Source organism: Isoptericola halotolerans (assembly GCF_003003075.1).
GTDB classification, from domain to species: Bacteria; Actinomycetota; Actinomycetes; order Actinomycetales; family Cellulomonadaceae; genus Isoptericola; species Isoptericola halotolerans_A.
The window spans coordinates 509,788-530,730 of the sequence record NZ_PVTX01000001.1; the positions used below are offsets into that span (position 1 = coordinate 509,788).

At 73.3% G+C, this 20,943-nt stretch carries 15 protein-coding genes; 11 read left to right on the top strand and 4 right to left on the bottom strand.

Translation table 11 applies throughout. The annotated features are described in order from the left end of the window. Positions 1-11: 11 nt before the first annotated feature. Positions 12-1,616, bottom strand: coding sequence for a histidine ammonia-lyase (gene hutH, locus BCL65_RS02445; RefSeq protein WP_106264790.1), 1,605 nt, complete (start codon positions 1,614-1,616; stop codon positions 12-14). A gap of 83 nt (positions 1,617-1,699) precedes the next feature. Here hutH and BCL65_RS02450 point away from each other — a divergent pair, with 83 nt between their 5' ends. After that, entirely contained in the window at positions 1,700-2,461 is a 762-nt protein-coding gene (locus tag BCL65_RS02450) for an IclR family transcriptional regulator (RefSeq protein WP_106264792.1), read from the top strand. A 12-nt stretch (positions 2,462-2,473) separates the two neighbouring features. Here BCL65_RS02450 and BCL65_RS02455 read toward each other — a convergent pair whose 3' ends face one another. Both BCL65_RS02455 and uxaC read right to left on the bottom strand, forming a co-directional pair. Further along, positions 2,474-4,504 carry an alpha-glucuronidase gene (locus BCL65_RS02455; RefSeq protein ID WP_106264794.1) on the bottom strand — a complete coding sequence of 677 codons (2,031 nt, stop codon included), beginning with the start codon at positions 4,502-4,504 and terminating at the stop codon, positions 2,474-2,476. A 107-nt stretch (positions 4,505-4,611) separates the two neighbouring features. After that, positions 4,612-6,033 carry a glucuronate isomerase gene (gene uxaC / locus BCL65_RS02460; RefSeq protein ID WP_106264796.1) on the bottom strand — a complete coding sequence of 474 codons (1,422 nt, stop codon included), beginning with the start codon at positions 6,031-6,033 and terminating at the stop codon, positions 4,612-4,614. A 169-nt stretch (positions 6,034-6,202) separates the two neighbouring features. Here uxaC and BCL65_RS02465 point away from each other — a divergent pair, with 169 nt between their 5' ends. The 10 genes from BCL65_RS02465 (at position 6,203) to BCL65_RS02510 (ending at position 18,840) form a co-directional block, all read left to right on the top strand. After that, complete coding sequence (locus tag BCL65_RS02465; protein ID WP_106264797.1) at positions 6,203-7,222, top strand: LacI family DNA-binding transcriptional regulator; 1,020 nt, start codon at positions 6,203-6,205, stop codon at positions 7,220-7,222. Beyond that, positions 7,219-8,751, top strand: coding sequence for a mannitol dehydrogenase family protein (locus BCL65_RS02470; RefSeq protein ID WP_106264799.1), 1,533 nt, complete (start codon positions 7,219-7,221; stop codon positions 8,749-8,751). Before BCL65_RS02465 ends, BCL65_RS02470 begins: the two co-directional genes overlap by 4 nt. 669 nt (positions 8,752-9,420) lie before the next feature. Continuing rightward, positions 9,421-10,716, top strand: a complete 1,296-nt coding sequence (locus BCL65_RS02475) for an ABC transporter substrate-binding protein (RefSeq protein ID WP_106264801.1) — start codon at positions 9,421-9,423, stop codon at positions 10,714-10,716. A gap of 68 nt (positions 10,717-10,784) precedes the next feature. Continuing rightward, on the top strand, positions 10,785-11,780 hold the full coding sequence (locus BCL65_RS02480) for a carbohydrate ABC transporter permease (RefSeq protein ID WP_106264803.1): 996 nt from the start codon (positions 10,785-10,787) through the stop codon (positions 11,778-11,780). After that, positions 11,777-12,688 carry a carbohydrate ABC transporter permease gene (locus BCL65_RS02485; RefSeq protein ID WP_106264805.1) on the top strand — a complete coding sequence of 304 codons (912 nt, stop codon included), beginning with the start codon at positions 11,777-11,779 and terminating at the stop codon, positions 12,686-12,688. Before BCL65_RS02480 ends, BCL65_RS02485 begins: the two co-directional genes overlap by 4 nt. A gap of 77 nt (positions 12,689-12,765) precedes the next feature. Beyond that, positions 12,766-13,356: a hypothetical protein gene (locus BCL65_RS02490; protein ID WP_106264807.1), complete on the top strand. Its 591-nt coding sequence runs from the start codon at positions 12,766-12,768 to the stop codon at positions 13,354-13,356. Positions 13,357-13,450: 94 nt separating this feature from the next. Beyond that, complete coding sequence (locus BCL65_RS02495; protein WP_106264809.1) at positions 13,451-15,814, top strand: rhamnogalacturonan lyase; 2,364 nt, start codon at positions 13,451-13,453, stop codon at positions 15,812-15,814. Between the two features lie 100 nt (positions 15,815-15,914). Further along, positions 15,915-17,063: a Gfo/Idh/MocA family protein gene (locus BCL65_RS02500; protein ID WP_106264811.1), complete on the top strand. Its 1,149-nt coding sequence runs from the start codon at positions 15,915-15,917 to the stop codon at positions 17,061-17,063. Next, entirely contained in the window at positions 17,060-18,106 is a 1,047-nt protein-coding gene (locus BCL65_RS02505; RefSeq protein ID WP_106264813.1) for a DUF6807 domain-containing protein, read from the top strand. Before BCL65_RS02500 ends, BCL65_RS02505 begins: the two co-directional genes overlap by 4 nt. Further along, complete coding sequence (locus tag BCL65_RS02510) at positions 18,103-18,840, top strand: cupin domain-containing protein (protein ID WP_308701004.1); 738 nt, start codon at positions 18,103-18,105, stop codon at positions 18,838-18,840. Before BCL65_RS02505 ends, BCL65_RS02510 begins: the two co-directional genes overlap by 4 nt. A 10-nt stretch (positions 18,841-18,850) precedes the next feature. Here BCL65_RS02510 and BCL65_RS02515 read toward each other — a convergent pair whose 3' ends face one another. Continuing rightward, on the bottom strand, positions 18,851-20,914 hold the full coding sequence (locus BCL65_RS02515; RefSeq protein ID WP_106264815.1) for a beta-galactosidase: 2,064 nt from the start codon (positions 20,912-20,914) through the stop codon (positions 18,851-18,853). Positions 20,915-20,943 lie beyond the last annotated feature (29 nt).

Consider the following 20,943-nt stretch of genomic DNA (forward strand, 5'->3'; position numbering starts at 1 on the left):
CCTTCGGTCGTTCAGGCCAGGTGCCCGACGGCGGCACGCGTGGTCGCGGCGACGTCGCCGTCCGCGACGAGCCGGGTCACGGCGTCGATCTCGGGGGCGACGACGCGGTCAGGTCCGGGGCCGGCGACCACGGTGCGCAGCAGGTCGCGCACCGCGCCGGTGCCCGTGGCGGGCGCGAGCCCGTCCGCGCAGCGCAGGTCGAGGGCACGGGCGGCGGTGAGCAGCTCGATCGCGAGCACGCGCCCGAGCCCGTCGACGGCGCGGCGCAGCTTGCGGGCCGCGGCCCAGCCCATCGAGACGTGGTCCTCCTGCATCGCCGACGACGGGATCGAGTCGACGCTCGCCGGCGCCGCCAGCCGCTTGAGCTCGCTGACGATCCCCGCGGCCGTGTACTGGGCGATCATCAGGCCGGAGTCCACGCCGGGGTCGTCGGCGAGGAACGGTGGCAGCCCCTCGTTGCGGGCCACGTCGAGGAACCGGTCGGTGCGGCGCTCGCTCATCGACGCGACGTCGGCCACCGCGATGGCGAGGAAGTCCAGCGCGTAGGCGACCGGCGCCCCGTGGAAGTTGCCGTTGGACTCGACGCGGCCGTCGACGGTCACGACGGGGTTGTCGACGGCGGACGCCAGCTCGCGGTCGGCGACGGCGGCGGCGTGGTCGAGGGTGTCCCGTGCGGCCCCGTGCACCTGCGGCGCGCAGCGCAGCGAGTAGGCGTCCTGGACGCGGGTGCACTCGGGGCGGCCTGTCGCGTCGACCGTGCGGTGGCCGGCGACGACGGGCGAGCCGTCGAGCAACGCCCGCAGGTTCGACGCCGACGCCGCCTGGCCCGGGTGCGGACGCATCGCCACCAGGTCCTCGGCGAAGGCCGCGTCGGAACCGAGCAGCGACTCCACGCTGGACGCTGCGGCGACGTCCGCGGTGGTGAGCAGCGAGCGCAGGTCGTGGATCGCGAGGCACAGCATGCCGAGCATGCCGTCGGTGCCGTTGACGAGGGCCAGGCCCTCCTTCTCGCGGAGCACCACGGGCTCGATCCCCGCCGACGTCAGCGCGGCGAGCGCCGGGCGGGTCGCGCCGTCGGCGTCGCGCACCTCGCCCTCGCCGAGCGCGGCGAGCGCGACGTGCGCGAGCGGGGCCAGGTCGCCCGAGCAGCCGAGCGAGCCGAACTCGCGCACGACGGGGGCGATCCCGGCGTCGAGCATGGCGGCGTAGGTCTCGGCGACGACGGGGCGTGTCCCGGTGCGGCCCGTCGCGAGGGTGCTCAGTCGCAGGAGCTGCAGCGCCCGCACCACCTCGCGCTCCACCTCCGGGCCGGTGCCCGCCGCGTGGGAACGGATCAGGCTGAGCTGGAGCCGTGCGCGCTGCGAGGCGGGGATGTGGCGGCGGGCCAGCGCCCCGAACCCGGTGGAGACGCCGTAGTGCGGGCGGTCGTCGTCGGCGAGCGACTCGACGACGGCGCGGCTGGCGGCCATGGCGTCGAGCGCACGGTCCGTGACGCGGACGGGTGCGCCGTGGCGGGCGACCGCGACGACGTCGTCGATCGTGAGCGCGTCGCCCGTGAGCTCGACGGCGGCCGGGCCGGCAGGGTGGCCGGCCGGAGCGGGCAGGGTGTCGGTCATACGGTCAGGACACCTCATCACCGGTGGGCTGGACAGTCGCCGGCCGACGGTTCAGTCTGGGATCCCAGACACGAGGGGGAGCGATGGCGGACGTGCCCGCCGCACGCAGCGCGCTGCGCGTGCTCGGCTATCTCGCGGCGCAGGCGGGCCCGTCCCCGGCGGCTGCGGTGGCGCAGCACCTCGGCCTGCCCCGCTCGACCGTCTACCACCTGCTGTCCGTGCTGGTGGAGGAGGGCTACGTCGTCCACCTGCCCGAGGACCACCGGTACGGGCTCGGCACCGCCACCCTGTCGCTCGGGTCGGCCTACGCCCGGCAGGCGCCGCTCGCGCGGCTCGCCCGTCCCGTCGTCGCGCACCTGGTCGAGTCCACCGGCGAGAGCGCCCACCTCGCGGTGCTCCACGGTCGCGAGGTGCTCTACCTCGTCGAGCAACGGGCGCCGCACCGGCCCAGCCTCGTCTCCGACGTCGACGTCCGGCTGCCCGCGCACCTCACGGCGTCCGGCCGGGCCGTGCTCGCCCGGCTGCCCGCCGCGCAGGTCCGCGCCCTCTTCCCGAGCTCCGCGGTCCTGACCGACCGCACCGGCGTCGGGCCGCGCACGCTGCAGGCCCTGCGCGCCGTGCTGCGCGACGCGCGGAGCCGTGGCTACGCCGTCGAGGACGGCGAGGTCACCGACGGGCTGTCGTCGGTGGCGCACCCGGTGACCGACCACACGGGATACCCGGTGGCAGGCATCGCGCTGACGTACCGGTCCGCCGACGTCACGGAGGCTCGGCGCGACGCGCTCGCGGCCGCCGTCGGGCAGGCGGCCGCGCAGGTCTCGCGCCGCCTCGGCGCCCACGGATGAGGCCCGCCGCGCTCAGTGGATCGTGCGGCCGCGCAGGTCGCCGATCCCCGACTTCCGCAGGAAGTACGTGTTGACCTGGTCGCGCCACTCGACGGCCGAGCGGAGCTGCTCCGCGAGCCGCTCGCGCACGCGCTGGGCGACGTCGTCGGGCACCAGGGCCGCGACCGCCTCCCAGCGCTCCACCATCGCGCGCACCCGCTCGACGCCCTCGAAGTGGGTGTCGTAGACGTGCTGGACCACCGTGGTCCCGCTGTGCAGCACGTGGGTGTACGGCACGTGGTGGAAGAACAGCAGCAGCTCGTCGGGGCACGTCTCGCGGTCCTCGTAGACGTCTCGCCACGGTGCCGGGTACTGGCCGGTGAACCCCGTGCCGGTGGCGCGCGTGCGGTCCACGCCGATGCCGTCGCGGTCGGCGAAGTGGTAGGTGCCCCACGGCGTGTACTCGTACCCGTCGACGTCCGGGCCGTAGTGGTGGCCCGGACGCACCATGAACCCGACGCCGAGGGGCGCCGTGTGGAGCTCGTAGGTGTGCCACGACTCGTCCAGGATCGCGTGGACCGCCTCGCGCAGCGGCCCGGGCGCGTCCGGGAACGTCAGCGTGATCCACTCGTCGAGGACCGCCGCGGGGTCGAGCGTCGGGTCCCAGGCCAGCCGTCCGAACGCGTACAGGTTCGCCTGGGCCAGGGGGTGGCCGGTCCAGAAGCGGTCGTCACCGACGTTCGAGACGGCGGCGAACCCGCCGGCGGGTGCGGCGACGTCGGCCACGGTCGCGCCGCCGTCGCCCCACGGGCGCCACCGCAGGATCTCGCTCCAGGCCGGGCCGAGGTAGACGGCGTGCCGCTGCTGGCCCGTGTACTCCTGGGTGACCTGCAGCTCGAGCGCGACCCGGGTGCGCGGCATCGCGGCGAGCACGGGGGAGACGGGCTCGCGCACCTGGAAGTCCAGCGGTCCGTGCTTGACCTGGACGATCACGTTGTCGGCGAACCGGCCGTCGAGCGGCGCGAAGTGGTCGTGGGCCGCGCGGGCCCGGTCGGTGGACCGGTCGCGCCAGTCCTGCGTGTGGTTGTAGACGAACGCGCGCCAGTGGATCAGCCCGCCGTGCGGGGCGACCGCCTCGGCGAGCATGTTCGCGCCGTCGGCGTGGTCCCGTCCGTACGCGAAGGGACCCGGCTGGCCCTCGGAGTCGGCCTTGACGACGAACCCGCCGAAGTCCGGGATCTCGGCCCAGACACGGTCCGCCGCGGCGCGCCACCAGGCGCGGACGTCCTCGTCGCACGAGTCCGACGTCGCCAGCCCGCCGAGGGTCATCGGCGCGGCGAAGCTCACGGAGAGGTGGGCGCGCACGCCGTAGGGGCGCAGGGCGGCGGCGAGGCGGGCGACCTCGTCGAGGTCGTCGGTGAGCAGCCGGGCCTCGCGCGCGGCCACGTTGACGTTGTTGACGGCGATGCGGTCGACGCCGACCGCGGCGAGCAGCCGCGCGTACGCCGTGACGCGGGACAGGTCGGGGCGGACCTGGCCGGCGTCGTAGAAGATCGAGCCGCCCGCGTACCCGCGCTCGACCTGGCCCATGACGGGGTGGACGTCGACGTTGTCCCAGTGGTCGAGCATCCGCAGGGCGCTCGCGGGGGCGTGGTGCTCGTCCACGTCCGGGTCGCCTGGCCGGGACGCGAACGCCGCCTCACCGCGGCGCACCACGTGGAACCAGCTGTGCAGCAGCGCGGTCGGGTCCGCCGCGCTGACGGTGACCCGGCCACCGGACCGTTCGAGCCGGAAGCCGGTCGGCACGGCGGGGGACAGGTGCAGGAGCAGGTCGGCGGCATCCTGCGGGCCGACGACGGCACCTCCGTGGGTGGCGGTCGCGCGGTCCAGCTCGGCGCGCAGCGTGGCGAGCACCTCGGACGCGGCCGGGGCGCCGCCGTCTGCCGGTGTGCCGAGCGCGAGGCGACGGCTGCCGACGGGCCGGAACGCGGCGTCGGGCAGCCAGGCCGGGTGGACGTCGGGAAGGGCGAAAACGATATCGGACAGGACCGACGGGGCGGGCATGCGGCTCTCCTTCGAGCGACGGGCGGCGGTCGTCGTTGTGGGCGCGATTTCTGGGACGAAAACCCGGGCGGAACGGACATGTCGGGCCAGAAATCGCGCCCACAACGCTACCGGGGGGCGGGGTAGGCGGCCTGGGGCAGGCGGTAGGCGAGGTCGACGGCGGTCTCGGCCGCCTCGTCCAGATCGAGCCGGTGCTCCGCGACCAGCCGGCCGAGGTACCCCGCGTCGATCCGCCGGGCGAGGTCGTGACGGGCCGGGATCGAGCAGAAGGCACGGGTGTCGTCGACGAACCCGCTCATGTTGCTGAAGCCCGCCGTCTCGGTCGCCGCCTCGCGGAACCGGCGCATCGCGTCGGGCGCGTCCAGGAACCACCACGGTGCGCCGAGCCGCAGCGCCGGGTAGACCCCCGCGAGCGGCGCGAGCTCGCGCGAGTAGACGTCCTCGTCCACCGTGAAGGCGATCATCGTGAAGCCCGGGTGGTGCCCGAACGCGTCGAGCAGCGGCCGCAGCGACCGCGTGAACTCCGTGACGACCGGGATGTCGTAGCCCTTGTCCGGACCGAACGCGGCGAACGGGGCCGTCGCGTGGTTGCGCAGCACGCCCGGGTGGAGCTGCATCACCAGGCCGTCCTCGGTGGACATGGCCGCCATCTGGAACAGCATGTGCCCGCTGAAGGCCTCCGCCTCCGCCGCCGTGACCGTCCCGGCGAGCGCGGCGTCGAAGATGCGCCGGGCCTCGACGTCGTCCAGGGGGGCGGTGTCCGCCGCGAGGTGCCCGTGGTCGGTGGCACGCGCGCCCGCCTCGACGAACGCCCGGCGCTGGGCGCGCAACGCCGTCAGGTAGTCGTCGTAGGAGTCGACCTCGTGGTCGGCGGCCCGGGCGAGCAGCGCGATCTCGTCACGCCACGTCGCGCGGTCGACGTGCAGCAGCGGGTCCGGCCGGAACGTCGGCAGGACGCGGTCGCCGTAGCCGTCCTTGGCCAGACGCCGGTGGTCCTCCAGGGATGCCCACGCGGCGTCGGTCGTGGCGATGACCTCGATGTTGAACTCGTCCAGGAGCGCGCGGGGGCGGAAGCCCGGCTCGGCGATGCGGGCGGCGACCTGGTCGTAGATCGCGTCCGCCGTCTCGGCCGACGGGCGCTGGGTGACGCCGAAGATCTCCACGAGCGCGTGCTCGAGCCAGTACCGGGTCGGCGTGCCGCGGAAGTGCCGCCAGCCGGCACAGAACCGTCGCCAGATCTCGCGGGGGTCGGTCTCGACCTGCTCGGTGTCGGTGGAGCCGACGCCGAGCCGCGGCAGCGTCTCGCCCTGGGACACCAGCATGCGCGTCAGGTAGTGGTCGGGCACCACGAAGAGCTGCGCCGGGTCGCCGAACGAGGAGTCCTGCGCGAACCACTCGACCGGGACGTGGCCGTGCATCGACACGATCGGCAGGTCCCGGGTCGCCGCGTAGATCTCGCGGGCGATGCCCCGCGTGGTGGGGTCGGCGGGCAGGGCCCGGTCGGGGTGCAGGGTCCACGGGTCGCTCACGTGCGTCTCCTCGTCGAGTGTGGGTGACAACGTTTGCATCCTACGGTGCGCGTAAGCCGAGCGCCATGTCGTCGACGCGCTACGCTGTCCCCGAAGAAGTCGGTTGCAAACGTTCGCACCCTCACGGGTGCGGCGCCGACACTGCCGACGCGTCAGCCAGGGAGGGCTCATGGTCACGGTGCACGACGTCGCCCGGGTGGCCGGCGTGTCCATCTCCACGGTCTCGCGGGCGCTCGCCACGCCGGAGAAGGTCGCCGACGCGACCCGGGACCGGGTCCAGGCGGCCGCCCGTGAGCTCGGCTACCGGCCCAACCGCGCCGCGGCGGTGCTCCGGGCCGGTCGCTCGGGTGCCTACGGCCTCGTGGTCCCCGACCTCGCCAACCCCTACTTCGCCGCCGTCGCCAAGGGCGCCCAGGAGCGCGCCCGCGAGCGCGGCGCCGGGCTGTTCATCGTGGACACCGACGAGGACCCCGACCTCGAGGCGGAGGCGATCGGCGCCCTCGCCCCGCAGACCGACGGCGTCGTGCTGTGCTCGCCGCGCGCCCCCGCCCGCGCGCTCGACGCCCTCGGCGGACGCCCCGTCGTGCTGATCAACCACGACGTCGACGGCGTCCCTGCGGTCGAGGCCGACCATCGCGGCGGCATGCGGCGCGCCCTCGAGCACCTGCGGGCCCTCGGCCACCACCGCATCGCCTACGTGGGCGGGCCCGAAGCGTCCTGGAGCGACCGTCGCCGTCGGGCCGGGCTCGCCGACGCCTCGGCCCGCTACGACGACGTCGAGATCGTGGCGCTCGGAGCGTTCCGCCCCCAGGTGGAGGGCGGGCAGGCGGCGGCAGACCTCGTGGTGGCCTCGGGCGCCACCGCGGTGATCACGTTCAACGACCTCGTCGCGGTCGGGCTCGTCGATCGTCTCCGCGCCCGTGGCCTCGACGTGCCGGACGACCTGTCCGTCGTCGGCTGCGACGACTCCTACGTCGCCTCGCTCGTCACCCCGCCCCTGACCACGCTGCACGTCGACCTGCGCCGGCTGGGCCGGCTCGCCGTCGACCGTCTCGTGGCCACGGTGCCCGGCCGAGGGGCCGGGACCGGGGCCGGCGTCGCGCCGGACGTGCCGGTACTCGACGTCGAGCTCGTGGTGCGCGCCTCCACCGCACCGCCCGCCGCTGACCGTCCCGAAGGAGCCCTGTGAACGACCGCCTGCACCGCGACACCGTCCCTGCCGACCTCGAGGCCCCGCTGCACCCCGAGTCGGTGGGCATCGTCCACCTGGGGATCGGTGCGTTCCACCGCGCCCACCAGGCCGTGTTCACCGAGCTCGCCGCCCGCTCCCGCGACGACCTGCGCTGGGGCATCCTCGGGGTGACGCAGCGGTCAGCGTCGGTGCGGGATCAGCTCCGGCCGCAGGGGGGCGTCTACTCGGTGCTGACGGCGGGCCGCGACGAGTCGTCGCTGGACCTCGTCGGCTCGGTGCTCGACGTCGCGTGGCCGGCCGAGGAGACGCCGCGCGTCCTCGCGACGATCGCCGCCCCCACCACCCACCTGGTCACGCTGACGGTGACGGAGAAGGGCTACTGCCGCGACGCCCGTGGCGGGCTCGACCTGGCGCTGGTGCGACCGGACCTCGACGCGCTGGCCGCCGAGCAGGAGATGACCGCCGCGGTCCAGGACGGCGGGCAGACGGCGGCGTCCGCCGCGATCGGGCTGCTCGTGCGCGGTCTGGCCGCCCGCTACCGGGCCGCCTGCGAGGCCGGGGAGGCGCTGCCCCTGACGGTGCTCACCTGCGACAACATGGTGGACAACGGCCGGGTGCTGGAGGGGCTGGTCCGCACGGCCGTGGACGCCGCGGTGCCCGGCGACACGGGCCTGCGCGCCTGGCTGGACGCCCACGTCACCTTCCCGTGCTCGATGGTGGACCGCATCGTGCCGGCCACCACCGCCGAGCAGCGCGACGCCGTCGGACGCCGGCTCGGGGTGCGCGACGAGGGCCTGGTGGTCGGCGAGCCGTTCCGGCAGTGGGTCATCGAGGACCGGTTCGCCGGGCCCCGGCCCGCCTGGGAGGACGCCGGCGCCACCCTCACCGACGACGTCGCGGTCTGGGAGCGCGCCAAGCTGCGGCTGCTCAACGGGACGCACTCGCTGCTCGCCTACGCGGGCCGGCTCGCGAGCCGCACGACCATGGCCGAGGCCGTCGAGGACCCGGCGATCGCGCAGCAGGCGCGCCGGCTGCTCTTCGAGGACGCGCTGCCGACGCTGACGGCTCCGGCCGGCGCGGACCTGGAGGCCTACGGCGAGTCGCTGCTCGAGCGGTTCGCGAACCCGGCGACCGGGCACACGACGCTGCAGGTCTCGATGGACGGCACCCAGAAGATCCCGTACCGCTGGGGCGACACCGTGGTCGAGCGGCTTGCCGCCGGCGTCGTGCCGCTGGGTGCCGCTTTCGCGCTGGCGGCCTGGTCCGAGGTGGTGCGCCGGGAGGCGGTCGCCGGACGGGGGGTCGACGACCCGCGGGCTGACGAGCTGCGTGCCGTCGTCGCCGCCGTCGGCCGCGGTGACGCAGGGGCCGCGCGCCCCGACGACGTGGCCCGGGCCCTCACGGCGTTGCCGGGCCTGCTGCCCGGCGGGGCGGGCACGGACCCGGTGCTGCTCGACGCGGTGGCTGCGGAGGCCGCACGGCTGGCCGCGGCGGAGCCGGCCACCACGGAACCCGTCGCGAGGTAGTGCCCACCGCCGCGAGGTAGTGCCCTACGCACCGAGGTAGGGGCGAGCGCCGCGAGGTAGTGCCCACGGCGCCGAGGTAGGGGCGAGCGCCGTGAGGTAGTGGCGCATCTCGCGAGGTAGTGGACACCGCGCCGAGGTAGGAGCGAGCGCCGCGAGGTAGTTCCTTTCGCGCCGAGGTAGTGCCACCTGCGGGCGTGGTCTCCTCGTCGTACGGCCCGCGCCTTCCTGCAGGCCCGCCGTGGTCCGCCGGCGGGCATTGACGACGTCACCGGGCCGGGGAATACCTCGGCGGGGTCGCTACTACCTCGGCGAGCCGCCCACTACCTCGGCGAGTTCCTCGCTACCTCGGCGAGTTCCTCATTACCTCGGGGAGCAGTCGCCGACGGCGGAGCGCGCCGTGCGGCCCGCGTGGTCGCCGTCGAGCGGGGCGCATGGCGTGAGACCTCGATCACCTATCCTCGACAATGTTGTGAGCGCTCACATCCGCCCCGCGGACGGGCAGGTCGGGACCGACCGGAGCCCGGTGCTCGTTGCCGGATCGTGATGAAGCGCTTTCCCGGAGGGGCTGGACACGCGGGCTGAGACCTGTATTGTATCGTTTCAAGCCGACGGGACAGAGGCGCCACAGGGGGCATCTCGGCGTCGGCACACCTGAGCAAGGAGGCTCCGATGAGGATCACGCGCAAGGCCGCCGGCGCAGTCGCCGCGACCGCCGCCATCACTCTCGTCCTGACCGCGTGCGGCGGCGGCGACTCGACCGACTCCGGAGACGGCGAGGGTGGCGACGTCACGCTGACCGTCGCCTGGTGGGGCAACGACGACCGTGCCGCGAAGTACGAGGAGTCGATCGACCTCTTCGAGGAGGCCAACCCGAACGTCACCGTCCAGACCCAGTTCCAGGCCTGGGACGACTACTGGACCGCGCGCAACACGGAAGCCGCCGGCCAGTCGCTCCCCGACGTGTTCCAGATGGACCTGTCCTACCTGCGGCAGTACGGCAGCACCGGTCAGCTCGCCGACCTCTCCGGCAGCTCCATCGACACCGCCGGCTTCGAGGAGGCGCTCCTCAGCTCGGGTCAGATCGACGGCGCCCAGTACGGGATCCCGACCTCGCAGAACACGCTCGCCCTCTTCTACAACGGCGACCTCCTGGACGAGCTCGGCATCGAGCCGCCCGCCGAGGGCTACACCTGGGAGGACTACAACGCCTTCGCCGCCGAGGTCTCCGCGGCGGGCGCCGACATGGACCCGCAGATCTACGGGACCGGCGACTACACCGGCACCTTCTGGTTCTTCCTGCAGTGGCTGATCCAGCAGGGTGAGCAGCCGTTCACCGACGACGGCCAGCTCGCGTTCGACGAGGCGCAGATGACCGAGTTCCTCAACCTCGCCTCGGACCTGCGCGAGTCGGACGCGCTCTTCCCGGCCGAGCGCACCACCCAGCTCCTGCCGCTGGGCGGCTTCACCGTCAACGAGGCGGCCTCGGAGATGAGCTGGGACAACTTCCTGGCCGGCTACATCTCCGACTCGGGCACCGAGAACATCCAGATGCTGCCCATGCCCTCGGGCGACAACGGGCCGCAGCAGTTCTGGAAGCCCTCGATGCTGCTCTCCTCGGGCGCCAACTCCGAGAACCCGGAGGAGGCCGCCGCGCTGATCGACTTCCTGGTCAACGACCCGGAGGTGGGGCGGATCTTCGGCACCTCGAAGGGTGTCCCGGCCGTGGCCGCCCAGCGTGACGCGATGGAGGTCGAGGAGGGCTCGGTCGACGCGACCGTGCTCGCCTACGAGGAGGCCGTGGCCCCCGACGTGACCGAGCCGGCACCGCTGCCCGTCGAGGGCTTCGGCTCGATCGAGGCGGAGTACAAGCGCCTGGCCGAGGAGCTCGGCTACGGCAACATCACGGTCGACGAGTTCGTCGAGCAGTGGTTCCTGTTCGCCGCCGACGCCGTCGGCCAGTCCTGACGCTCTCTACGTAGCGTGCGGCCCCGCGCCCGGCGGCGCGGGGCCGCACGCCCGGAGGTTCCACCATCATGGCTTCAATCGATCCGGGTGTGGTCGCTACCCCGGGACAGCCCGTCCCGGCGCAGCACCTGCAGCGCAACGATGCCGAGACGCCCCTGCTGAACAGGCCCAAGCGCAAGTACAGCCGGTCCGACACGCGGGCGGGGTACGCGTTCCTGTCGCCGTGGATCATCGGGTTCGTGGGTCTGACGGCGTTCCCGATGCTCGCCTCGTTGTACCTCGCGTTCACGGACTACAACCTGTTCACCGCTCCGCAGTGGGTGGGGCTCGACAACTTCGTGGACCTGTTCAACGACCCGCGGTTCATCCAGTCCGCGCAGGTCACCGCGGGGTACGTGCTGCTGGGCACGCCGATCAAGCTGGCCTCGGCGCTGGCGGTGGCGATGCTGCTGAACATGAAGCACCGCGGCCAGGGCGCCTACCGGTCGATCTTCTACGCCCCGAGCCTGATCGGCGCGTCGGTCTCGATCGCGATCGTGTGGAAGGTGATGTTCACCGACGACGGGATCGTCGACCGGATCCAGCGGGTCTTCGGCATCGACCTGGGCGGCTGGGTGGGCAACCCGGCGATGAGCCTGCCGATGCTGATCCTGCTGGGTGTGTGGGGCTTCGGCGCACCGATGGTGATCTTCCTGGCGGGCCTCAAGCAGATCCCCGCCGAGCTGTACGAGGCGGCCGAGTGCGACGGCGCGGGCCCGGTGCGCAAGTTCTTCGCGATCACCGTGCCGATGCTGTCCCCGGTGGTGTTCTTCAACCTGCTGCTGGAGACCATCGCGGCGTTCCAGGTGTTCAGCTCGGCCTACATCATCTCCGGCGGGACCGGTGGGCCGGCCGGCTCGACGATGTTCTACACCCTGTACCTGTACCTGCGGGGGTTCCAGGACTTCCGGATGGGCTACGCCTCGGCGATGGCCTGGGTCCTGGTGATCGTGGTCGCCCTGATCACGGCGCTGATGTTCCGCACCTCCAAGGGCTGGGTCCACTACACGGGAGACGAACGATGACCACTCTCACCGCACCTTCGCCGACTCCCCAGGTCGACCACGCGGCCGTGGCGCGCCGTGCCGCCGCCAAGAACCGCCGCCGCGTGAAGTCCGTCCTCTTCCACACCGTCGCCGTGGTCGCGACCGTCGTGGTGCTCTACCCGGCGGCGTGGATGCTGTTCGCGTCCATGAAGCCGAACTCCGACATCATCGGCAACGTCCAGCTGCTGCCTGACGTCTGGACGATGGAGCACTACGTCTCGGCGCTGTCCGGCATCGGCGGCGTCAGCTTCTGGACGTTCTTCGGCAACTCGCTGCTGCTGGCGAGCCTGTCCGTGGTCGGGACCGTGCTGTCCTCGACCGTGGCGGCCTACGCGTTCGCCCGGATCAGCTTCCCGGGGCGCAACGTGATGTTCGCGATCATGATCGGCACGCTGCTGCTGCCGTTCCACGTCACGATCATCCCGCAGTACATCCTGTTCAACAATCTCGGGATGGTGAACACCTACATCCCGCTGCTGGCCCCGAAGTTCCTCGCTGCCGAGGCGTTCTTCATCTTCCTCATGGTCCAGTTCATCCGCGGCATCCCCCGCTCGCTGGACGAGGCCGCCCGCATCGACGGCTGCGGGCACGGGCGCACCTTCTGGCGGATCATCCTGCCGCTGATGCGCCCCGCGATCGTGACGAGCAGCATCTTTACGTTCATCTGGTCCTGGAACGACTTCCTCGGGCCCCTGCTCTACCTCAAGGACCCGAGCCTGTACACGATGCCGATCGCGCTGCGGCAGTACGTCGACCAGACCTCGGTCTCCGACTACGGTGCACAGATGGCCATGGCCGTCCTCGCCCTGCTGCCGGTGATGATCTTCTTCGTCGTCTTCCAGCGCTTCCTCATCAACGGCGTCGCGACCCAGGGCCTCAAGGGCTGAGGGTGGTACGCCGCGAGGACTCGTCGGCCCCCGGGCCCCGCCGCCGTCGGCAGCGCGGTCGGGGGGCCGACGGGGGCATGCTGGCCAGCCTGCACCTGTTCGCCCAGGTCGCGGTGACCGGCGTGCTGGTCGCCGTGGGGTCGGTCCCGCTGGTGACGCTCGTCCCGTCCCTGGCCGCAGGCGTGGCGCACCTGCGCCGCGACCTCACCGGGCGCGACACCACCCTGCGCCGCTTCGCGGCCGACTGGTGGGCGGCCGTCCGCAGTCTGTGGCTCCTCGGCCTGGCGGTCGTGGCCCTGGCGGTGCTGCTGATCGGCGACTGGCAGCTCGCGGCCTCCGGCGTCATCCCCGGCGCGACCGTGGTCGCGGTCGTCGTGGCCCTCTTCGCGGCCGGGGCGGTCGCCGTCGTCCTCCGGGCCGCCGGCGCCTGGTCGGACGACGACGGCGAGCCCGTCCCGGGCGCGAGCACGCGCGCCACGCTGTCGGTCGCCACGGGGCGCGCCACGGACGACCTGACCGGATCCGCCCTGCTGGCCGCCGCCGTGCTCATGGCGGCCGTGCTGGTGTGGATGCTCCTGCCGCTCGCCCTGGTGGTGGGCGGCCTGCTGGCCCTGGCCGTCGTCGGCGTCGAGACGCGCCGACGCGCGCAGCCGGGCAGCACCACCTGAGACGTCCCGCCCGCGAGACGGGGGGACAGGTCCACCGAGACCCGGTGGACCCCGCGAGTGCACTGATTGCAACGATGCAAGGAGGAAACACGCGATGCGACTCCACCGCACGACGGCCTGTGCCGTCGCCGCCGCGACCGTCGGGGCCCTGGCCCTCGGGTCGGCGGCCACCGCCGCACCGGGCGGCCACCACGGGCCACCCGGGCACGGCCACGACCGTCACGAGGGTGTCGTCCTCGAGGACCTGGACCGCGGCCTGGTCGCGGCCAGCACCAGCGAGGGCGTGTTCCTCAGCTGGCGCCTCCTCGGTGACGAGGTCACCGGGTCCACCGAGACCGGGATGGCCGGCACCGGGTTCGCCGTCTACCGCGACGGGCGCCAGATCGGCACCGTCACCGACTCGACCAACTACGTCGACGCCGACGGCGAGGCCACCTCGCGCTACGTCGTCGCGCCGCTGCGCGACAGCCACCCCGGCAAGGGCGAGAGCAAGGGCAACGGCAAGAGCCACGTGCGCTGGGGCGAGCGCAGCGAGGCCGTCGTGCCGCTGGCCGACGACCACCTGGACATCCCGCTGAACACGCCGGACGACGGCGTCACCCCGGTCGGCGAGGAGTACACCTACGCCGCCAACGACGCGTCCGTCGCGGACCTGACCGGTGACGGCACCTACGAGGTGATCGTCCAGTGGTCCCCGTCCAACGCCAAGGACGTGTCGCAGAAGGGGTACACCGGCCGGGAGTACCTGGACGCGTACACCCTCGACGGCGAGCAGCTCTGGCGCATCGACCTGGGCGTCAACATCCGTGCCGGGGCCCACTACACGCAGTTCCCGGTGTACGACTTCGACGGTGACGGCCGGGCCGAGGTCATGGTCAAGACGGCGCCGGGCACGAAGGTCACGACGTACCGGGACGGCGAGCCGACCCGCGAGCGGTACGTGACGATCCCCCAGGACGACCGGGAGGCCGGCGTCACCCACGCCGACGACTACCGGTACAGCGCGGCCGACTACTACGAGCACGTCGTGGAGATGTTCCGCGACTGGACCGACTACCCCGAGGTGACCAGCGGGGAGTGGCCGGCCACCCTCGAGGAGGCCTTCGGTATCGAGCCGCAGTACGACTACCCGCTGTCCGACGCGGACGCACGCGAGCTGGCCGACTACTTCATGGACGTCTACGCCCCGGAGCGCTCGGGCCGCAACGACCTGCGCACGTTCGAGGGGTTCGTGATCTCGGGCCCCGAGTACCTGTCGGTGTTCGACGGCCGCAGCGGACGCCCGATGGACACGGTGGACTACGAGCCGGCGCGGTTCGACGACGGCCTGCGCTGGGGCGACTACGCCATGAGCCGCATCGAGCCGGGCAACCGGGTCGACCGGTTCCTCGCGGGGGTGGCCTACCTCGACGGGGAGACGCCGTCGGCGGTGTTCGCGCGGGGCTACTACACGCGTTCGACGATCGCCACGTACGACTGGGACGGCGAGAGCCTGACCCAGCGGTGGCTGGTGGACTCCGGCTGGACGCCGATGTCGAACCCGTTCAACGACAGCCCGCACGGCGTGCCGGGCACCGACCCGGAGTTCGGCTCGATCACCACGCAGGGCTTCCACTCGATGTCCGCGGCCGACGTGGACGGTGACGGCAAGCAGGAGATCGTCTACGGCTCGGCGACGATCGACGACGACGGCTCGCTGCTGTACTCCTCGTTCGACGAGCTGCCCGAGGGCTCGGCGAACCCCGGGGCGCAGGCGGGTCTGGGCCACGGCGACGCCATGCACGTGACCGACATCGACCCGGCACGGCCGGGGCTGGAGATCTGGACCTGCCACGAGGGCGGTGCCTGGGCCCCGTACGGGACGGCGATGCGTGACGCCGCCACCGGTGAGGTGCTCTTCGGCGCCTACTCCGGGCGGGACACCGGCCGCTGCATGATCGGCGACGTCGACACCGACGTGCCGGGCATCGAGGTCTGGGGCTCGATGCCGGGCGGCTCCGACGGCTCGGGCACGCTGAGCGCGACCGGCGAGCGGCTCTCCGCCTCGACGCCGGGGACCAACGCCTCGGTGCGCTGGGCGGCGGACGGCAGCACGCAGATCATCGACGGGTCGGGCGACGCCACCCCGCGGATCGTGGCCGGCGACGGCAGCGTGCTCAAGACCCTCGACGGCACGCGCACCAACAACGGCACCAAGGGCAACCCGTCGCTCGTGGCGGACGTCCTCGGTGACTGGCGCGAGGAGGTGCTGGTGCGCACCGAGGACTCCTCGGCGCTGCGGGTCTACCTCTCCACCGAGGTCACGGACACCAAGATGTACACGCTGATGCACGACCCGCAGTACCGGGTCGAGGTGGCGCGTCAGCAGACGTCCTACAACCAGCCGTCCTACCCGGGGTTCTACCTGGCCTCGGACACGGACTGGTCGCAGGTGCCGATCCCCGGCGCTGCTCAGTGAGCTGAGCCGCTGCGACGCCCGAGGTGTCAGAACGAGCGCGGGGTCTACCCCGCGCTCGTTCTGACAACTCCTTCACGACGACGACTGAGAGAGTGGAACGATGAAGGTCAGCATCCTGGGAGCCGGCGCGATCGCCCACGCCCATGCCGAGGCGGTGCGCGCGGTGGCGCAGCACGACGGCCTGGAGGGCGTCGAGCTGAGCGGGGTCGTCGACGTCGACGCCGCGCGCGCCGAGGAGTTCGCCGCGCGGCACGGCATCGCCCGGCACGGTACCGACCTGCACGAGCTGCTCGCCTCCGGCGAGGTCGACGTCCTGCACGTCTGCACCCCGCCCTCCCTCCACCTGGAGCAGGCCCGCGCGGCCCTGGCGGCCGGGGTGCACGTCGTCGTCGAGAAGCCCGCCGTGCTCTCGCTGGCCGAGATCGACGCGATGGCCGAGGCCGAGCGGGCCGCCACCGGCGGGGCCCGGTTCACCCAGATCGTCCAGCACCGGTTCGGCGCGGGGGCGCTCCGGCTGCGTCGCCTGCTGGCCGACGGCGTGCTCGGCCGCCCGCTCGTCGCCACGTGCGACACCCTCTGGTTCCGGCCGCCGGAGTACTTCGACGTGCCGTGGCGCGGCCGGTTCGACACCGAGGGCGGCGGGCCCACGATGGGCCACGGCATCCACCAGTTCGACCTGCTGCTGTCCGTCCTGGGGGAGTGGACCGAGGTGCGTGCCATGGCAGGCCGCCTGGCCCGCGACGTCGACACCGAGGACGTGTCGATGGCGATGGTCCGCTTCGCCTCGGGGGCGATGGCCAGCATCACCAACTCGCTGCTCTCGCCGCGCCAGACCTCCGCGCTGCGCGTCGACACCGAGCACGCGACCGTCGAGCTCGAGCACCTCTACGGCTACGACGACGACGCCTGGCGGGTCACGGCGGCCCCCGGTCACGAGGACGTGCTGCGGGCATGGTCCGACGACGGCGCAGCGGCGCAGGAGCGCGTCGACGAGGGCCGCTCGGGCCACCTCGCCCAGCTCGTGCCGACCTACCGCGCGCTGGTCGCCGGCGAGGCGCCGCCGATCACCGTCGCGGACGCCCGCGGCACCCTGGAGCTCGCCGCCGCGATCTACCGCTCCGCGTTCACGGGCGAGACGGTGGTCCGCGGACAGATTTCCGCCGGCGACCCGTTCTACGACAGCATGGGTGGCACGGGGGCACCGTGGCCCCCGGTCAAGGACGTCCCGGCTCAGGAGGCCACCCCATGAGCGTCACCCTGGACAGCGACGGCGTCGCGATGACCGGCTCGCGCGACGACGTCGACCTCTTCACGTACGTGTACCGGCCCGACGACGTCCCCTACGAGAGCCCGCGGCCCTACCTGCACCCGCTGCGCACCCGGGGCGGCGCGGTGGTCTCCGCGTACCGCCCGTGGGACCACGTGTGGCACAAGGGCATCGCGTGGTCGCTCCCGCACGTCGGCCCCTGGAACTTCTGGGGCGGGCCCAACTACGTCCACGCCGAGCGGGGCTACGTCGACCTGCACAACGACGGCTCGATGGAGCACGAGCAGTTCACCGCCGTCGGGCCCTGCGGGTTCGTCGAGGAGCTGTCCTGGCGCACCCCGGCGACGACCGGACGGGACGGCTCTGACGTCCCGGGCGACGTCGTGGTCCGCGAGGAGCGCAGCGTCCAGGTGCTGCTGCCGGCGGACGCGCCGGACGTCTGGGTGCTCACCTTCACCTCCACGATGACCAACGTCTCCGACGGTCCGCTCGACATCGGGAGCCCGACGACCAACGGCCGGGAGAACGCCGGCTACGGCGGTCTGTTCTGGCGCGGTCCGCGCTCGTTCACCGGCGGGCAGGTGCTGCTGCCGGCGAGCGACGGGACCGGTGTGGTCGCGGACGCGGAGGACGCGCGCGGCCTGCGGGCCGAGTGGCTCGGGTTCGTCGGGCGGCACGACGGCGCCGCGCCCCCGGCCGGCCCCGGGCAGCAGGGCGGCTCGCGGGCCTCCACGGTGCTCATGGTCGACCCGGGGACCAACCCCGGCGGCACGCCGCAGTGGTTCGTGCGGTCGGAGCCGTTCGCCTGCGTGTGCCCCGCGCCGTTCTTCAGCGCGGAGGTGCCGTTCGCGTCCGGCGAGACGCTGGTCTTCACCTACGCCGTCGTGATCGCCGACGGCGAGTCCGACGGCGCGCGGGGCGTCGAGCTCGCCCGGCTCGGCCGGCAGGTGCTCGCCGGTGAGGGCGGGGTGCTCGAGCCCGGCCACGTCGATCCGTCGCAGCAGCCCGCCCCGGTGCGGTCGTGACGGGGCTGCCCGTCTTTCCCGGCGGGACGTCGGTCAGCCACCTGCGGGTCTACGACTGGCCGGCGCCCGACGCCCCGGAGGGCAGCGGGTCGCCGCACCTGCACACCACGTCGACCGAGGCGTACGTGACGTTGTCCGGCCACGGCCGGGTCGAGACGCTGGGGCCCGACGGCTTCGCGGTGCACGACCTGACGCCGGGGCGGATCGTCTGGTTCGGCCCGGGCGTCGTGCACCGGGCGGTGAACGGAGGGGGCCTCGAGGTGCTCGTCGTGATGTCGAACGCCGGCCTGCCGGAGTCCGGCGACGCCGTCATCACCTTTCCGGCCGACGTGCTCGCGGACACCGACCGGTACGCCCGGGCCGCGGCGCTGCCCCGCGGCGAGGACGGGGCCACCGACGCCGACGTGGCGGCGGCCGCCCGGGCGCGGCGGGACCTGGCGCTCGAGGGCTACGCCGCGCTGCGGGACGCCGTCGGGCAGCACGGCCCCGCCGCGCTGGAGCCGCTGCACGACGCCGCGGCGCGCCTCGTGGCCCCGCGGACGGCGGGGTGGCGCGAGACCTGGGAGGCGTCGGTCGGCCACGCGGCGGGCCAGACGGACGCGGCGCTCGAGGCGCTGGCCGACGCCTCGGCGATCACGCTGGACGAGGGCCGTGTGGCGGTCGCCGACGCGACCGACGGCCCCCGTCGCTACGGCATGTGCGGACGGCTGCGCACCTGGCCGCTGGCGCCCTGAGCCGCCGCGCTCACCCCTGCCGGACCACGCGGACCGCGCCGGCCGGCACGGCGAGCTCGCCGGCCACGGCGGCGTTCTCGATCAGCTCGGTCCCGGCGACGCCGGCGAGCGTGGCGTCCACGCCCGTGTGGTTCAGCGCGAACAGCCACGTGGTGGCGCCGTCGGCGGAGCGCCGCCGCACGACCTCGACCCCGGCCGGGGCGACGACGTCGGGCGCGACGCCGGACTCCTCCACGAGGCGTCCGACGAGCGCGTCGCGCCCCGCCCGGTCCAGGCGGGTGCCCACGTACCACGCGGCGCCCGGCCCCACGGCGCGGCGGGTGACGGCCGCGTGTCCGGCGAGCGCGCCGTCGTCGTAGGCCGCCACGACCTCCGTGCCGTCGTGCGCGTGCGTCTTCTCGGTCCAGAGGTCGGCGGTGGCGTCGCCCCCGACGGCCTTGCCCGTCACCCGCACCGTCTCGTCGGCCTGCAGGGGGTAGAACTCCTCGGTGCGCAGGCCGAGCAGGTCGCGGAAGGCGCCGGGGTAGCCGCCGAGGCGCACGTGGTCGTGGGTGTCGACGATGCCGGAGAAGAACGTGATCGCCACCGTCGCGCCCCGCTCGGCGGCGCGGGCGAGGTTCGCCGCACCCGCGTCGTCCACGAGGTACAGCGTGGGGACGACGACGAGGTCGTAGGCGTCCAGGTCGGCGTCCGGGGTGACCGTGTCCACGGTGACCCCCTGCTCCCACAGCGCCGTGTACCAGGAGCGCACCTCGTCCATGTAGCGCAGGTCCTGGGTGGGGTGGGAGTCCAGCTCGGCCGCCCACCACGCGGGATAGTCCACGACGAGGGCCGCACGTGCCGCGACGCGGGAGCCGCGCACCTCGCCGAGCGCACGCAGCGTGCGGCCGAGCTCGACCGTGCCGCGCCAGACGTCCGTGTCGGTACCGGCGTGCGGCACCATCGCGGAGTGGTACTTCTCGGCCCCGGCCCGGGACTGCCGCCACTGGAAGAACATCACGGAGTCGGCCCCGCGGGCCACGTGCTGCAGCGAGTTGCGCAGCATCTCGCCCGGTGCCTTGGTGCGGTTACGCGGCTGCCAGTTGACCGCCGACGTCGAGTGCTCCATGAGGATCCACGGGTCGCCGTGGGCCACGCCGCGCGCGAGGTCCGCCGACAGGGCCAGCTCGACGTGCCGTTCGGCGTCCGCGGCGATCGTGTAGTGGTCGTTGGCGACGACGTCGAGGTCGTCCGCCCACGAGAAGTAGTCCATGCCCTTGGTCGCCGACGTGGTCATGAGGTTCGTCGTCGTCGGCACGTGCGGGGTGAGCTCGCGCAGGGTGTCCCGCAGGTCCCGGTAGTAGTCGAGCAGCGCGTCGGAGCTGAAGCGGTCGAAGTCGAGCTGCTGGCCGGGGTTGATGAACGCGGGGACGGTCAGCGGGGGCAGCACGTCGTCGAACGCGCCGTAGCGCTGCGACCAGAAGGCGGTGGCCCAGGCCTCGTTGAGCGCCTCGACGGTGCCGTAGCGCGTACGCAGCCACTCTCGGAAGGCCTGCGCGGCGGCGTCCGAGTAGTCCCGCGGGACGTGGCAGCCGATCTCGTTGTCGACGTGCCACAGGGCGAGCGCCGGGTGGTCGCCGTAGCGCTCGGCCATCCGGGCGGTCATGCGCAGGGCGTAGTCGCGGTGGACGGGGTGCGTGACGGCGTAGGACTGCCGACCACCCTGGTGCAGCACGGTGCCGTCGGCGAGGCGCGGGAGGATCTCGGGGTGCCGGCGGGTGAGCCACGGCGGCGGGGAGGCCGTGGCCGTGGCGAGCGCCACCTGGATCCCGGCGGCGTGCAGCGAGTCCATCGTCTCGTCGAGCCATGTCCAGTCGAGCTCGCCCTCGCGGGGCTCGAGGGTCGCCCAGGAGAAGATCGCGACGCTCAGGAGGTTCACCCCCGCCTCGCGCATGAGGCGCACGTCCTCGTCACGGACCTCGGTGGGCCACTGCTCGGGGTTGTAGTCGCCGCCGAAGCCGAGGCCGTCGAGCTGCGCGTTCCACGGCCGCACGGCGGTGGCGTCGAAAGAGTCGGGGGTGGTGCGTCGTCGCATGGCGGAAGTCTGCCATAAATCGATTCAAA

Excerpts from the sequence above, each read along its gene's own strand:
- hutH (WP_106264790.1), bottom strand. The coding sequence starts at position 1,616 with ATGACCGACACCCTGCCCGCTCCGGCCGGCCACCCTGCCGGCCCGGCC.
- BCL65_RS02450 (WP_106264792.1), top strand. The coding sequence starts at position 1,700 with ATGGCGGACGTGCCCGCCGCACGCAGCGCGCTGCGCGTGCTCGGCTAT.
- BCL65_RS02455 (WP_106264794.1), bottom strand. The coding sequence starts at position 4,504 with ATGCCCGCCCCGTCGGTCCTGTCCGATATCGTTTTCGCCCTTCCCGAC.
- BCL65_RS02465 (WP_106264797.1), top strand. The coding sequence starts at position 6,203 with ATGGTCACGGTGCACGACGTCGCCCGGGTGGCCGGCGTGTCCATCTCC.
- BCL65_RS02475 (WP_106264801.1), top strand. The coding sequence starts at position 9,421 with ATGAGGATCACGCGCAAGGCCGCCGGCGCAGTCGCCGCGACCGCCGCC.
- BCL65_RS02480 (WP_106264803.1), top strand. The coding sequence starts at position 10,785 with ATGGCTTCAATCGATCCGGGTGTGGTCGCTACCCCGGGACAGCCCGTC.
- BCL65_RS02485 (WP_106264805.1), top strand. The coding sequence starts at position 11,777 with ATGACCACTCTCACCGCACCTTCGCCGACTCCCCAGGTCGACCACGCG.
- BCL65_RS02490 (WP_106264807.1), top strand. The coding sequence starts at position 12,766 with ATGCTGGCCAGCCTGCACCTGTTCGCCCAGGTCGCGGTGACCGGCGTG.
- BCL65_RS02495 (WP_106264809.1), top strand. The coding sequence starts at position 13,451 with ATGCGACTCCACCGCACGACGGCCTGTGCCGTCGCCGCCGCGACCGTC.
- BCL65_RS02500 (WP_106264811.1), top strand. The coding sequence starts at position 15,915 with ATGAAGGTCAGCATCCTGGGAGCCGGCGCGATCGCCCACGCCCATGCC.
- BCL65_RS02505 (WP_106264813.1), top strand. The coding sequence starts at position 17,060 with ATGAGCGTCACCCTGGACAGCGACGGCGTCGCGATGACCGGCTCGCGC.
- BCL65_RS02515 (WP_106264815.1), bottom strand. The coding sequence starts at position 20,914 with ATGCGACGACGCACCACCCCCGACTCTTTCGACGCCACCGCCGTGCGG.